Below are 13,975 nucleotides of genomic sequence, written 5' to 3' on the forward strand. Positions count from 1 at the left end.
TTTGGTTAAGCCCGTGTGGCGTTTGAACATTTCCAAGGCGTGATGCGTCAGCATCTCGGCGCCTTGGCACAAGAGAAGAGGCAGGGCGCGCGCATGGCTTTCCATCACCGGCTGATCGGATCGCTGGCCCGCCTGTTCTGGCGCGTGACGAAGCCCCGCACCATCGGCGTGCGCGCGGTGCTGACCGACGCGCAGGGGCGGGTGGCGCTGGTGCGGCATACCTATACCGCGCAGTGGTATCTGCCCGGCGGCGGTGTGAAGAAGGGCGAGAGCATCGGCGATGCCCTGCTGCGCGAGTTGCGCGAGGAAGTGGCGATCACCGACCCGGTGATCGAGCGGGTGCTCGGCGTCTACCACAGCCGCCGCGAGGGCAAGGACGACCACATCGTCATCTTCGCCGTACGCACCGATACGCCGCAGACCGCCGATCTCGCCAAAGCCGACCCGCTGGAAATCGCCGAAGCGGGCTGGTTCGCGCTCGACGATCTCCCCGACACCACTTCCCCGCCACCCGCCGCCGCATTGAGGAATACCGCAAGGGCGTGACGGGGCTGGGGGGCTGGTAGGGTTTGAGGTGCTGTTGGCTGGTAGGCGAATGGCCAGTTCGGAACCGGGTCGTAGACGTGGTAGTCATCAATCGGCGCCGGCTGCCGGCCAGCACACTGGTTTCGGCCCTGTGGTGGGAATGTCGGTTCACGTCATGAACCAGCTATTCGTAAGTCTGGCCACTGGTGGGCAGTCGCGCCCCAATCAGCCGGGGGAAGTTGGGGAGACGGCGCGCTGATCGAGCAGCCATGACGACACAATGGTCACGTAGTCTGCGCTAGCGCTGACGAGCGAGGCTAAGCTAGGTGGCCGAGTTTTACTCGGCTTCCAACTCAGCGCAGCCGAGATACTTCTTTACCTTGCGCGGTGTCAGCGGCGAGCGGCAGGCGCCTTTTAGCACGCGCAGAAAAGTTTGCCCGTTCATGTCGTCGTGAATGACCATAAGTTTAGCCGCCACCCCGTTCGCGAGGCTGCTCTCGCTGACGATCTTCGCTCGTGCGTAAAGCACGAAGGACTCATGCTTGAGGAAGGCATGCTCGTGTTCTTGAAGGATGCAGGTGGTGTCGTGGTTCGTACCAGTGACCGAGCAGATGCTTACTAGTGCTACGTTCCCATCGTCGTCTGGATCATTGCAGACCACATGCAGATGCTTACGTTCGGGATCGTGCTTCGGCCCAGACACAATGAGCAGTGTGCCCTTCTTCGCGAATGCCATACCCCATCGCCTGCTTATGCTAACTGGGCGAGCAGTTTAGTAATCGATGCTTGGTCGCGAAGGAATTGCGCATGTTCAGCAGTGTTTTCAATGCCGACCGCGTGGAGCAATCGCTCAAGCGGGATCGGGTTTGAGCTGCCGTTCGGGTCTTCCCATTCGGGAATGTTGTCGCTCTTGTGCGTCCAATCGCGGAGTTGCCACTGCGTCATGCTGCCGAACTTCTCCCAAACGCTGTCGAGCACCTCGACCTCGGCGTCGCTGAGTTCGTCAAGGTCGTCCACCTCGATATTCGGCTTGACGCCGATCATGTGGTTGGCCCGATCATCGAGGATGGTTGACCAGTTCGTGTCCTCGACTTCGCCCTTGGCGTTATCGTAGGTCAACGAATTCACAGGGCCGTGCGGCAATGACGCTCGCGGCTCATCAAGCATCGGTATGGCGAAGCGCTTCAGTGCCTCCCGATCGCTAATGTAGACGAGCTTGATCGCCTTCAACATATTGATCGCGCGAGCCTCAGTTTTCAGCGCAAGATAGGCGATGATCTGCGCCGCCTTTGCTGAATTATACACTTGGAAGCCTCCTGCGACCGATCGTCGCATAATTCATATAGCAAAGCCTATCTTAATTTTCCACAACGCACGTACGGATATTGTGCTCTAGGAAAAGCATCCGTTTCAGCCAGCTGGCACTAAGGGTGTCAGTTGGTACCATACTCAGTCGAAATCCGAATGTCTGGTTCTGGGCGCGGGCACATTGCTGCCGAACGCCCTGAATGTGGGCGCAGCAGACCTCAAAACACGCAGTACGGTTTCGCTAAGTGCCGATACCTGCTCCGGGAGACGGAACGGGGTCCGGGGCGATGGCCCCGGAATCAGCTTTTCGCCCTAATCACCCCTCGCAACCCTCACTTGCCCTTGCCGTGATCGCTGCGGCCGAAGTCGGGGCGGCTGTCGTCCTGGCCTTCCTGGATGATCGAGCGGCGGATGTCGCGGGTGCGGGCGAAGTGGTCGAAGAGCTGGTCGCCGTCGCCCACGCGGATCGCGCGCTGGAGGGCGGTGAGGTCTTCGGTGAAGCGCTGGAGCATCGTCAGCACGGCTTCGCGGTTGGTCAGGAACACGTCGCGCCACATCGTCGGGTCGGAGGCGGCGATGCGGGTGAAGTCGCGGAAGCCGCCCGCCGAATACTTGATGACCTCGCTTTGGGTCACGTCTTCCAGATCGGACGCGGTGCCGACGATGGTATAGGCGATCAGGTGCGGCAGGTGGCTGGTGACGGCGAGCACGAGATCGTGATGCTCGGGGCTCATCCGCTCGACATTGGCGCCGAGCGCTTCCCAGAACTCGACCAGTGCCGAGAGCTTGAGGAGGTCGGTCTGCTCGGGCGGGGTGACGATGCACCAGCGGTTGCGGAACAGGGCGGCGAAGCCTGCGTCCGGCCCGGAATTCTCGGTGCCCGCGACCGGGTGCGCCGGGATCACGAGGTGGTCGGGCAGCGCCGCGCCCAGTTCGCGCGCGATCAGCTGCTTGGACGAGCCGACGTCGCTCACCAGCGCATCGGGAGCGATGGCTTCGCGTAAAGGTGCCGCGACCGCGCCCATGGCGCCCGGCGGCACGCAGAAGATCACCAGATCGGCGCCGGAGACGGCCTCTTCCGCGGTCTCGAACACCTGCTGGACAAGGCCGCGCTCGGCGGCGCGCAGGCGGGTCTCGGCGCTGATGTCATGCCCGGTCACGCGCATGTCGGGCAGGGCTTCCTGCACCGCAAGGCCGATCGAGCCGCCCTGAAGGCCAAGGCCGATGATCGCGACGTGACGGAAAGCCATCGGTGCCGCCTCAGCCCTGCTGTTCGACCATGCGGGTGAGCGCGTCGGCGATGGCCTCCATGTCGTGCGTCTTGCCGATGGTGATGCGCAGCGCCTGCGGCAGGCCCTGACCGGGCAGCCAGCGCACGATGTACCCGGCATCGGCCAGCCCTTCGAGCGCGGCCTCGGCGGTCAGCTTGCCCTCGAACAGCACCAGCACGAAGTTCGCCTGACTGGGCAGCGGGCGAAGGCCGTGGTTGCCGAGCGCGGTGAGGCGTTCGACGAAGCGCGCGCGCTCGTCGCGGTTGTGGATGCGGGCGGCCTCGATGAAGGCCTCGTCGGAGAGCGCGGCCAACGCCATCGCCTGTCCGGTGGCCGAGACGTTGAAGGGGCCGCGAATGCGGTTGAGCGTGTCGATCAGGCCCGGCGCGCCGGTGGCCCAGCCGATCCGCTCTCCGGCAAGGCCGAAGATCTTGGAGAAAGTGCGCGTCACCAGCACATTGTCGTGCGCGGCGGCGAGGGCGAAGGCGCCGTCCTCGTCCTCTGCGGCGACATATTCGCCATAGGCCTGATCGATCACCAGCACCACGTCGGCAGGCAGCGCGGCGTGCAGGCGGGTGATCTCGCCCTTGGGCAGGTACGAGCCGGTGGGGTTGTTCGGATTGGCGACGAAGACCACGCGGGTCTTTTCGGTGACGAGCGCCAGCAGCGCGTCGATGTCGGTGCCGTAGTCGAGATCGGGCGCCACCACCGGCGTCGCCCCGCAGCGGCGCGCGGCGATGTCATACACCGCAAAGCCGTAGCGCACGTAGATCACCTCGTCGCCCGGCCCGGCATAGCCCTGCGCGATGATGTGCAGGATCTCGTCCGAGCCGGTGCCCATCACCACGCGCGCGGCATCGAGGCCGTGCTTGTGCGCGATAGCGGCGCGCAGCGCGGTGCTGTCCGGGTCCGGGTAGAGCGCCGGGGCCTGCGCACGCGCGGCGAGCGCGGCGGGGCTGGTGCCGAGCGGGTTCTCGTTGGCCGAGAGCTTGATCAGCGGCTGACCGTCCTTGCCCTTGGACTTGCCCGGCACATAGGCATGGATCGCCTCGATCCACGGCTTGGGCGTGGGGGCGGTGCGGGCTGCGGGCTCGGCGTTCACGGTCTCGGTCATAGCGCGGCGGGGCTTACCGCAGGCGCTGCGCAAATGACAGCGCGAGATGCACGAGGAGGCAATAGCGCTGCTTTGTCGCCTGAAAGTTGACTTGCAGACGCGGCAGGCCCACTTGGCGTGCCATCATGGCCACGGCTCCCTTCATCGATTCCAGCCAGGTCCTCGACCTTGCGCAACCGCTCGTGCTCGACGGCGGGCAGAGCCTGCCCGGCGTGCGCATCGCCTACGAAACCCACGGCACGCTGAACGCGGCCAAGGACAACGCGATCTTCATCTGTCACGCGCTGACGGGCGATCATCATGTCGTCTCGCACCACCCCAAGACCGGCAAGCCCGGCTGGTGGGTGCGCATGGTCGGCCCCGGCAGGCCGATCGACACCGACCGCTTCTTCGTGATCTGTGCGAACGTGATCGGATCGTGCATGGGCTCGACCGGTCCCGCCAGCCTTGCGCCGGATGGACAACCGTGGGGCATGCGCTTCCCGGTGATCACCATCCGCGACATGGTGCGCGGCCACATCGCCCTGCTCGATGCGCTGGGGATCGACAGCCTGCACGCGCTCGTCGGCGGATCGATGGGGGGCATGCAGGCGCTGAGCCTTGCCGCCAACTTCCCCGAGCGCGCCCGCGCGGTGCTGGTGCTCGCCTCCACCGCGCGCCACTCGGCCCAGAACATTGCCTTCCACGAGGTGGGCCGACAGGCGATCATGGCCGATCCCGAATGGCGCGAGGGCGACTATTACGCGCACGGGAAGGGGCCGGAGAAGGGCCTCTCGGTCGCCCGCATGGCCGCGCACATCACGTATCTGTCGGAAGCGGGCCTCACCGCCAAGTTCGGGCGCCGGTTGCAGGACCGCGACGAGAAGACCTTCGGGTTCGACGCCGATTTCCAGATCGAATCGTACCTGCGCTATCAGGGGCTGGCCTTCACCGACCGCTTCGATGCCAACTCGTACCTCTACATCACCCGCGCGATGGACTACTTCGACCTTGCCGAAGAGCACGGCGGCCTGCTCGCGAATGCCTTCGCGAAATCGAAGGCGCGCTTCTGCCTCGTCAGCTTCGATACCGACTGGCTCTATCCCACCGCCGAATCGCGCAGCGTCGTGCAGGCGCTGAACGCCGCCGGGCTGCCCGCCAGCTTCGTCGAGCTGTCCGCGCCTTACGGCCACGATTCCTTCCTTCTCGACGTGCCCGCGCTCGACCGCGTGGTGCAGGGGTTCATCGCATGATCGCGCTTTCGCCGGAAATCATACTGGCTGACGACAAGGCCCGCCTCGATGTCGAGCGGGTGCACGGCTGGCTGGCCTCCAGCTACTGGACGCCGGGGATCGCCCGCGCGCAGGTGGACAAGCAGATCGCCAATTCGCACTGCCTCGGCGCCTATCACCCGGAGCTGGGGCAGGTGGGTTTCGCGCGCATGATCTCCGACAAGGCGAGCTTCGCCTGGCTGGCCGACGTCTTCGTCGACGATCGCGCGCGGGGGCAGGCGTGGGCCGCCGCATGGTCCAGTGGTTCGTCGAGAATCCGGACTATGCCACCGTGCGCCGCTTCGCGCTCGTCACCGCCGATGCCCATGGCGTCTACGAGGGCGTGGGCTTCCACACCCCGATCCGGCCCGAGCGCTACATGGAGCGCCTGTCGGACGCGTTTGCCGCCGAACTGAAAGCCCTTTCGTGACCGCTGCCGAAACAGCCCACTTGCGCCCCGACCTTGCGGTGATCGCCGCCAATGTCGCGCGCGGCAGCAGCGTTCTGGACGTCGGCTGCGGTGACGGCACGCTGATGGCGGCGCTGCGCGACCGGCTGGCGTGCGACACGCGCGGCATGGACGTCGATCCGGCCAACGTCGGCGCCTGTGTGGCGCGCGGGCTCTCGGCGATCCAGGGCGATGCCGATCAGGACCTGTCGTTCTATCCCGACAAGTCGGTCGACTACGCGATCCTCTCGCAGACCCTGCAGACGACGATGCGCCCCGATCTGGTGCTCGACCAGTTGCTGCGCATCGGCCGCCGCGCCTTCGTGAGCTTCCCCAACTTCGCCCACTGGCGCGTGCGCCTCTCGTTGCTGTGGGGCGGCCGCATGCCGGTGACGCGCCTGCTGCCCGTGGCCTGGTACGAGACGCCCAACATCCATCACCTGACCGTCGACGATTTTCGCGCGCTGCTGAACGAGCGCGGCATTACCGTCGAAGGCCGCTGGTTCCTTTCCGGTGACACGAAATGCAGCGCGGCGGCAGCGAACTTCCGCGCCGAACACGCGGTGTTTCTTCTGTCGCGGTGAGGGTTTGCGGGCGTCGGCGCATTGAACTGTGGCGTAAGTCTCTGACGCCTACTTACCTCCTTCGTCATTCCCGCGAAGGCGGGAATCCAGTGTCGACCTCGCGACAAAGGGCATTTTTTCGTCCGCTGTGTATATTCTAACTTCGGCGCGTAACTTGCTACTGATCTTCGTGTCGAAATGCTGCGCTAACTGGATTCCCGCCTTCGCGGGAATGACGAAGGAGTGGGAAAAATCAGCCATAGATGCGTTTATACGTGTCGCGGGCGAACCCTATGATGGTTGCAGCGTTTGCGTCGAGATCTTGTATGATCTCGTTTGTGTCGATGGTCATTACCTTGGTTAAGAGTCCGCTCACCTCGGGGTTCTCCCAGTTCCATGAAGGAGATTGGATCATCGACGTAAAGGCTTGCAGGCGACCGAAATGCCAAGTGATCTTGATCACGGCATCGTGACATCTTTGGTAGTCACTGAAATTCAGTACCTGCCCTTTCACAGCTAGTGACCTTAATTTGACGACGGATGGCTCGATGGCCGCGAGCGCCTCCATTAATCGCTTCCCGTCCTGCTCACCTCGCTTGTTGATGTATGCAATGGCTCCGGCGATAATCTTGTCATCCTCTTCGCGTGTTTCCCAGTCCCGAACATGGCTTGCAGCTCCAATTTTCGCCATGCGCAAGAGTTCAACCGGAATCCGTATTTCTACGATGTACTGTTGTGCTGCATCTATGAGTTGGTCTAAAAATTCGACTTCGCGTTTCGCTCGATCTTGCCGTTGCCAGTTTCGTAGTGCTCTAAACGCGATCCATGCAGTCACAACCGGCGCGACGGTCCTGACGATCTCCAACCAAGGCAGATGGATAGCTTCTTTCATCAAGGCAGTCGCCACGACTGTCATTCTTTTTGCTCTGCCCAGTAACGCATTCAAACCCCTACACTGTCGGAAATATCCGGCAAAACTGCAAGCTCTGCTCAAAGGGCTTTTCGACTTACGGGCTCCGGAACAGATCATTCCCCATCGCCCAAAATCTTCTCCCCCATTTACAATCTGTCATCCGCCCCGACCGCCCTCCGTCTATAGCGCCCGGACCTTCCGAGAGGCGCTGGCCGAGCCCCGGCCGCGGCGGGGGGATGGATTGCGATGATGACCAGCCGTGCCGATGCTCCCGATTCTCCAACGCCTGCGCGCCGTGCGGGGCGGCGCTGGGGCAGGGGCTTGGGCGGGTGCTCGGGTGGTCGGTGGCGGGACTGGTGCTTGCAGGCATCGGCGGGGCGGCGTGGCTGCGGGATCGCGTCGACAGCTACGTCGATCCGGGGCACGCGAAAGTCGCCGCCGCCGGGTTCGTGCCGAAGATGGCCGAGGTGAACGGCGTGCGCCTCAGCTATGTCGAGGGGCCGGACAATGGCCCGCCGCTGGTGCTGCTCCATGCCCAGTTGCTCGACTGGTTTTCCTACAACCGGGTGCTGCCCGCGCTCTCGAAGCGCTTCCACGTCTACGATATCGACTATCCGGGCCAAGGCGCGACGCGGGTGCCGCTGGGCTATCCGATGACCGCGAACCGCATCGGCGCCGACCTTGGCGATTTCATCGCGCGGCAGATCGGCCAGCCGGTGTTCGTCTCGGGCAACAGTTCGGGCGGGCTGCTGGCGACATGGCTGGCGGCTAACCGCCCGCAACTGGTCCGCGCGGCGCTGCTCGAAGACCCGCCGCTGTTCTCCAGCGAGTATCCGCGCATCAAATCCACGATCGCCCAGCGGGCCTTTCGCACCAGCTATACCGCGACGAAGGATGTGCCCGACGATTTCCTGCTCTACTGGATCGAGAAGAACGCGCGATTCTTCCGCCGCAACGTCGCGCCGGGCACGCCTTTCCTGCTGACGCAGGCCGTCAAGGCGTGGCGGTCCGGGCATCCGCATCAGCCGGTCGAGATCGGGCTGCTGAAGAACGACACGGTCCGCATGCTGGTGCGCGGGCTCGACCAGTACGATCCCCGCTTCGGCGCGGCATTCTATGACGGCACCTGGAACGCCGGGTTCGATCACGCGGCGGCGCTGGCGCGGATCGAGTGCCCGGTGCTGCTGCTCCAGGCGAATTTCAGGATGCTGCCCGATGGTACGCTCGACGGCGCGATGGACGCTGACGATGCGAAGCGCGCGATGGCGCTGTTGAAGCACGGAACTTATCGTCGGATCGATGCGACCCATGTGGTCAATCTCGACCGGCCCGACGATTTCGTGAAGATCGCCGAAGGATTCTTCCTCGGCGTCTGATCGGGGTAGGGGCGGGGTAGAGGGGGCTGAGCCTGCCTCTAGCCCACCTCTACCCCCTTTTAGCCGATCAGTGTCAGCCGACCTGTGTCAGGCGACCGGATGGGCGCCGCACAGCTTGTTTCCGTCGGGATCGCGCAAGTAGGCAAGGTACAGTTCGCGTCCCGGCATCGAGCGGATTCCCGGGGGATTTTCGCAGGTTGTACCGCCTGCCGCCACGCCCGCCGCGTGCCATGCCTCGACCATTTCGGGGGTGTCCATATGCAGGCCGATGGTCCCGCCATTGGCGAAGCTGGCGGTCTCGCCATTGTTCGGCGTCAGTACCACAAGGCGCCCGCCCTTGTGCTCGTACATCAGGCGCCCCGAAGCCGGATCGCTGGCTGTGGCGGTCCCGCCTGCTGCTGAAAAAATGGCGTCGTAGAAAGACTTGGAACGGGCAAGGTCATTGCTGCCGACACAGATATGCGTGAACATGGAAGCTCTCCGAAGGCGAAATTCGCGCCCGTCGAGTGCGCCTGCCCGCTGCACTTGTCCACCTGTTTAGCGCATCCCGCGCAAATCCGTGGGTGGACGCGCCTCGGAGCCTTTGGCATGCCGAAAAACCATGTGGCACATCTATCAATTCCCGCTCTGTCCGTTCAGTCGCAAGGTCCGTCTGCTGATGGCCGAGAAGGGGATCGCCTACGAACTCCAGACCGCAAGGCCCTGGGAAGGCGAGGATCGTTTCTTCGCGATGAATCCGGCCGGGCGTACCCCGGTGGTCCACGAGACCGAGCGCGCGATCACGCTGTCGGACAGCCGGGCGATCTGCGAGTATTTCGAGGAAACCGTCGATCGCAATCCACTGATCAGCGGCACCGCCCAGCAACGTGCGGAGATCCGCCGTCTGGTGGCGATGTTCGACGAGAATTTCTATGCCGCCGTCACCGAGCCGCTGCTGCACGAGCGTATGAAGAAGCGCCTCGTCCTGCGTCAGTCGCCCGATGCGAAGATGCTGCGCGAGGCGATGAAGCTGGCGCACGATTATCTCGATTACATCGACTATCTGATCGACAATCGCCCCTGGCTGGCGGGCGCAACGATCACGCTGGCAGACTTTGCCGCCGCTGCCCAGATTTCCGTCGCCGACTATCTCGGCGGCCTCGACTGGTCGAGCCACGAGCAGGCCCGTGCCTGGTACATGTGGATCAAGTCGCGCCCCAGCTTCCGCCCGCTGCTGTCCGAGCGGATGGAAGTGATCCAGCCGCCCAGCCACTATGCCGAAGTGGATGCCTGAACAGGGCCTGCGAGGCGGTGAAGGCAGGCTGTTGCCGCTCCGTTTCGCCTCGCCACGAGAGGGTCTCTTCGGGCGTATTGAGACCTGCCTCGCCAATCACGAGGGGCTGCGCCGCATCCGCCGCGCCTTCACCTCGCGCTTGCCCTTTCCCAAGCTGGTCAGCGATGTACGCGATGTGATCTATGCCAGTTGGGTGGTGCCGGTCGATCGTCTGGCCGATGTGATCCCGCCCGGCGTCACGATACGCAGTGTCGATGGCCATGCCATCCTGACCGTGCTCACTTACGTACACGGTCATTTCGGTCCCGCGTTGGCGGGCCCTTTGCGAGGGCTGTTCCCCTCGCCCAAGCAAAGCAACTGGCGGCTTTATGTCCAACGCATAGGCGGGCAGGAACCAGCGGTGGAGACCGTGCTGTTCCTGTGCAACGCGTTCGATAGCGATCTCTACGCGCTTGGCACCAGATTGTTCAGCGATGCCATGCTCTCGCATCGCGCAGTGAATTTCGGTCATCGCCGGGATGGGCTTGACTGGATCAGCGGCGCGGCCTCGGGTGGCGGCAGTGCACCGGACTGGCATTTGCGTGGGCGGGATACCGAACATCGTATCCTGCCTGCGGAATTTGCACCTTTTTTCGGCGGATATGACGAAGCGCTCGCGCAGTTGACGCTTCAGGACGAAGCCATCGCTCCTCTTGAAAAGCCCGGCAACCTTGCCTTCGCGGGAATAGATCTACCCATCAACCTCGACTCGATTATTCCCATGCAGGCGCTGGACTGGAGGCCGGGCGCTTTTGCAAGGGCCTTGGGGCTTGATGCCATGCCGTTCTGCTTTCGAGTGCCTGCGGTCCGCTTCACGGCGCTTTGGGAGCGCATCTGACGCTGATTTTTACGGGGCTACGGCATTGTCATCGGTAAAGCGCCCGGTCTTGCGGAACGGCGCCATCCAGCGGTTCAGGAAAAGCCCTATGGGGCGCGGGGTAACGCCCAGCGCATCGAGGCCCGGCAACGCACCCGTCAGCGTATTACCGGCCTTTAGCACCTTGTACTGATCGGCGCTGATCGGTGTGAAGGGCAGGGCGCGAAGCACTTTTGCCATGCTGTCCGAGAGTGGCCAGATATGGCGCTTGCGCTCCTGCGCAGCAGCAATGCGCTGGGTGATTTCAAGCATCGAGATCGCCTCAGGCCCGGCAACCTCGTAAATCTTGCCTTCATGGTGCTCGGTGTTGGCGAGTACGTTGACGATCGCCTTGGCCAAATCATCCACGTAAAGCGGCTGGAGCTTCGCTTCCGGCGCGAAGACCGGCATGATCGGCGCGCTTGCCATGGCATCGGCCAGCATCATCACGAAATGGTCATCCGGCCCGAACAATACAGAGGGGCGAAGTATCGTGGCCTGCGGGTATGCTGTCAGTATCGCGCGCTCGCCTTCGGCCTTTGTCCGCAGATAGGGTACGTCTGACGTAGCGTCCGCTCCGAGCACTGAGACGTGAATGAACGCGCGAACCCCTGCAGCTTTTGCTGCTGCCGCGATTCTGCCTGCTCCCTCGCCCTGTATTGCATCGAGCTTGCCGGTGAACGCACTGACCAGATTGACAACCATATCCGAACCCGTGAATCCTGCTGTCAGCATTTCCGGACGGGTGACATCCGTGCCGATGAACTGGACTTGCCCCAGGTTGGCAAGCGCTCGCACGGCATAGGCTTTGCCGGGACTGCGACTGGCGATGCGCAGGCGTGCGCCGTGCTCGAAAAGGTGCTGCGCGAGATGTCGGCCCACGAAACCGCTGCCACCGATGACAGTGACGATTTTCCCGGAAAGTGGGTGAGGGGCGGAAATTGAGGCGGAAAGCTGTTGGGTCACGTTGGATGTGTTCCTTGCAGGAAAGCCGGGGATGCGCACAGCCCGGCTTCGTTTTCGTCAGCTGCCTTGTCCGTTATCCCGCAAATATAGCGATTTTCTGCGGTTTCCTGTACCCAACGTGCAAGTGCGGCGCCGGCTTCACGGCAAGTGAAGAATTTTCTGGGAAAATTTCTTCATGAACCGCGTTGACAACCCTCCCGCAGCCGCTTAGAGGCGCCCTCCTACCCAGCGAGGATAGCAAGCCTGCTCCCTCGCTACCGTGCCCAGATGGCGGAATTGGTAGACGCACCAGCTTCAGGTGCTGGCGCTCGCAAGGGCGTGGAGGTTCGAGTCCTCTTCTGGGCACCATTTGTTCTCCTGCGGACGTCCATAGACGTCCGCAGAGAGGCTGAAATCTGCCATTTTTTGTGTTATGATCGTCCAGTCAAATCCGGGCGAATTCGGCACCAATCGGGAACAATTCGGGTATATCCGAGGGTATCGATTTTCGTCCTTTCACGGGACGATACCTTCATGGCCACCCTTTTCGCCACAACCGTCGCCAACGCCAAGCCACGCGAGCGCGACTATAAGCTATCGGACGGCGGAGGTCTCTACCTTCTTGTCCGCCCCAATGGCACGAAGCTGTGGCGCCTCAATTATCGCTATCTCGAAAAGCACCGCACGCTGGCGTTCGGAGCATGGCCCGAGGTCAGCCTCGCTGACGCCAGAGAGCGGCGTGACGAAGCCCGCCACCTGCTTGCTGCCGGAACCGACCCTTCCCACCAGCAGAAGGTCAATTCGGCGCGTGCACGGATCGAGGAGAACGACACCTTCCGGCTCGTGGCCGAGGAATGGGTCGCGAAGAACGAGCGCGAGGGTATGGCCGAGGTCACGCTCAGCAAACTTCGCTGGCTACTCGACAAAGCGTATCCCAAAATCGGCAATCGTCCGATCGCCAAAATCACAGCACAGGAGGTCCTGGCCGTTCTGCGTGCCGTCGAGGCCACGGGACGGCACGAGAGCGCCCGGCGCATGCGCAGCGTGCTTAGCCGGGTCTTCCGTTATGCCATCGCCACGACGCGCGCCGAGCGTGATCCTGCGAGCGATCTGCGCGGCGCATTGACGGTGCCCAAAACCAAGCACCTCGCCGCGATCACCACCGAAGATCGGGCGGGAGACCTCATGCGCGCTATCGAGGGTTATTCAGGCCATGCCATCACGCTATTCGCCTTGAAGCTGTCAGCGCACCTCTTCGTTCGCCCCGGTGAGCTTCGGCAGGCCGAGTGGCCGGAGTTCGATTTCGATCGCTGCGTTTGGAACATTCCCGCTGAGAAGATGAAGATGCGTCGGCCGCATCGCGTCCCCCTTTCGCCTCAGGTGGTAAGGCTGTTCGAGGAGTTATGGGACCTGACAGGCCACGGCCGCTATTGCTTCCCTTCGTTCCGGTCTGGGCAGCGCCCGATGTCCGAGAACACTGTCAATGCGGCGCTCCGGGCTCTTGGCTTTGGCCAAGAGGAGATGACGGCGCATGGGTTTCGGGCGATGGCAGCGACGCTGCTCAATGAAGCCGGGCGATTCAATCCCGATGCGATTGAGCGCCAGTTGGCACACATGGAGAACAATGGGGTGCGCCGCGCGTATACCCGCGGCGAATACTGGAATGAACGTGTGGCGTTGATGCAGTTTTGGTCTGACGAGTTGGAGCGTTTGCGTGATGGCGCCCGCGTCCTCAAACCCAACTTCGCGAGGCGAGCCCGTTCGGACGCGGCGTGAGTTTCTTTCGAAGGGTTTTCGAATCAGCGCGGCTGAATGCGCCCCTATGATTTTGGTTGGCGGTGCGCCCCCGATACTGCAACTTTGCGCCCATGTTGGCCGTTCAGAGATTGCCTATCCGATCCGCAAAGCTGCGCGTTCATTGCACGATGTGCGAATGACCTTTAAGGGCGGGGAGCGGACTTTCGCTGCATCTCGGTCGATCGGCAGAGATGCGCACGAAGCGACTGACTAACATGTGCGCAAACCGATATTCATTCTTTTGCTAAAGCATTTTCAGTGGATTCAAGATTGGGCGTCACTTAGCTACGGGTAAGT

The 13,975-nt window shown here is 62.9% G+C and carries 15 protein-coding genes and 1 tRNA gene; 9 read left to right on the top strand and 7 right to left on the bottom strand.

What is annotated here, in order from left to right; genetic code table 11:
- The first annotated feature begins 42 nt into the window (after positions 1 to 42).
- Positions 43 to 546, top strand: a complete 504-nt coding sequence (locus tag CI805_RS04650; protein ID WP_260926695.1) for an NUDIX domain-containing protein — start codon at positions 43 to 45, stop codon at positions 544 to 546.
- Positions 547 to 862: 316 nt separating this feature from the next.
- Here CI805_RS04650 and CI805_RS04655 read toward each other — a convergent pair whose 3' ends face one another.
- The 4 genes from CI805_RS04655 to hisC form a co-directional block, all read right to left on the bottom strand.
- Positions 863 to 1,261, bottom strand: coding sequence for a hypothetical protein (locus CI805_RS04655; RefSeq protein WP_260926697.1), 399 nt, complete (start codon positions 1,259 to 1,261; stop codon positions 863 to 865).
- 14 nt (positions 1,262 to 1,275) lie between these two features.
- Positions 1,276 to 1,830, bottom strand: a complete 555-nt coding sequence (locus CI805_RS04660) for a Panacea domain-containing protein (RefSeq protein ID WP_260926699.1) — start codon at positions 1,828 to 1,830, stop codon at positions 1,276 to 1,278.
- 335 nt (positions 1,831 to 2,165) lie between these two features.
- A complete protein-coding gene (locus CI805_RS04665) occupies positions 2,166 to 3,083 on the bottom strand; it encodes a prephenate/arogenate dehydrogenase family protein (RefSeq protein WP_260926701.1) in 918 nt (305 codons plus the stop codon).
- 10 nt (positions 3,084 to 3,093) lie between these two features.
- Entirely contained in the window at positions 3,094 to 4,218 is a 1,125-nt protein-coding gene (gene hisC, locus CI805_RS04670; protein ID WP_260926703.1) for a histidinol-phosphate transaminase, read from the bottom strand.
- A 125-nt stretch (positions 4,219 to 4,343) separates the two neighbouring features.
- Here hisC and CI805_RS04675 point away from each other — a divergent pair, with 125 nt between their 5' ends.
- From CI805_RS04675 to metW, 3 genes are all read left to right on the top strand, one after another.
- The gene (locus CI805_RS04675) at positions 4,344 to 5,450 is read left to right on the top strand and encodes a homoserine O-acetyltransferase (RefSeq protein WP_260926704.1); all 1,107 of its coding nucleotides are present in this window, start codon (positions 4,344 to 4,346) and stop codon (positions 5,448 to 5,450) included.
- 271 nt (positions 5,451 to 5,721) lie between these two features.
- Positions 5,722 to 5,898: a hypothetical protein gene (locus CI805_RS20835; RefSeq protein ID WP_313958527.1), complete on the top strand. Its 177-nt coding sequence runs from the start codon at positions 5,722 to 5,724 to the stop codon at positions 5,896 to 5,898.
- The gene (gene metW, locus CI805_RS04685; RefSeq protein WP_260926706.1) at positions 5,895 to 6,500 is read left to right on the top strand and encodes a methionine biosynthesis protein MetW; all 606 of its coding nucleotides are present in this window, start codon (positions 5,895 to 5,897) and stop codon (positions 6,498 to 6,500) included. The genes CI805_RS20835 and metW overlap by 4 nt, the downstream gene beginning before the upstream one ends.
- A gap of 232 nt (positions 6,501 to 6,732) precedes the next feature.
- On the opposite strand, the gene CI805_RS04690 is transcribed toward metW, so the two are convergent.
- Positions 6,733 to 7,386 carry a hypothetical protein gene (locus CI805_RS04690; RefSeq protein ID WP_260926708.1) on the bottom strand — a complete coding sequence of 218 codons (654 nt, stop codon included), beginning with the start codon at positions 7,384 to 7,386 and terminating at the stop codon, positions 6,733 to 6,735.
- A gap of 335 nt (positions 7,387 to 7,721) precedes the next feature.
- Here CI805_RS04690 and CI805_RS04695 point away from each other — a divergent pair, with 335 nt between their 5' ends.
- Entirely contained in the window at positions 7,722 to 8,768 is a 1,047-nt protein-coding gene (locus tag CI805_RS04695; RefSeq protein ID WP_260926709.1) for an alpha/beta fold hydrolase, read from the top strand.
- Positions 8,769 to 8,855: 87 nt separating this feature from the next.
- Here CI805_RS04695 and CI805_RS04700 read toward each other — a convergent pair whose 3' ends face one another.
- Positions 8,856 to 9,239 carry a VOC family protein gene (locus CI805_RS04700; RefSeq protein WP_260926711.1) on the bottom strand — a complete coding sequence of 128 codons (384 nt, stop codon included), beginning with the start codon at positions 9,237 to 9,239 and terminating at the stop codon, positions 8,856 to 8,858.
- A 130-nt stretch (positions 9,240 to 9,369) separates the two neighbouring features.
- On the opposite strand from CI805_RS04700, the gene CI805_RS04705 reads away from it, so the two are divergent.
- Positions 9,370 to 10,041: a glutathione S-transferase family protein gene (locus CI805_RS04705; protein WP_260926713.1), complete on the top strand. Its 672-nt coding sequence runs from the start codon at positions 9,370 to 9,372 to the stop codon at positions 10,039 to 10,041.
- On the top strand, positions 10,034 to 10,918 hold the full coding sequence (locus CI805_RS04710) for a DUF2071 domain-containing protein (RefSeq protein ID WP_260926715.1): 885 nt from the start codon (positions 10,034 to 10,036) through the stop codon (positions 10,916 to 10,918). Before CI805_RS04705 ends, CI805_RS04710 begins: the two co-directional genes overlap by 8 nt.
- 9 nt (positions 10,919 to 10,927) lie before the next feature.
- On the opposite strand, the gene CI805_RS04715 is transcribed toward CI805_RS04710, so the two are convergent.
- The gene (locus CI805_RS04715; protein ID WP_260926717.1) at positions 10,928 to 11,902 is read right to left on the bottom strand and encodes a complex I NDUFA9 subunit family protein; all 975 of its coding nucleotides are present in this window, start codon (positions 11,900 to 11,902) and stop codon (positions 10,928 to 10,930) included.
- A gap of 261 nt (positions 11,903 to 12,163) precedes the next feature.
- Here CI805_RS04715 and CI805_RS04720 point away from each other — a divergent pair.
- Positions 12,164 to 12,250: transfer RNA gene (locus CI805_RS04720), tRNA-Leu, on the top strand.
- A gap of 165 nt (positions 12,251 to 12,415) precedes the next feature.
- The gene (locus CI805_RS04725) at positions 12,416 to 13,657 is read left to right on the top strand and encodes a tyrosine-type recombinase/integrase (protein WP_260926719.1); all 1,242 of its coding nucleotides are present in this window, start codon (positions 12,416 to 12,418) and stop codon (positions 13,655 to 13,657) included.
- The last annotated feature ends 318 nt before the right edge of the window (positions 13,658 to 13,975 follow it).

The sequence above is a fragment of the Novosphingobium sp. 9 genome, assembly GCF_025340265.1.
Taxonomy (GTDB): domain Bacteria; phylum Pseudomonadota; class Alphaproteobacteria; order Sphingomonadales; family Sphingomonadaceae; genus Novosphingobium.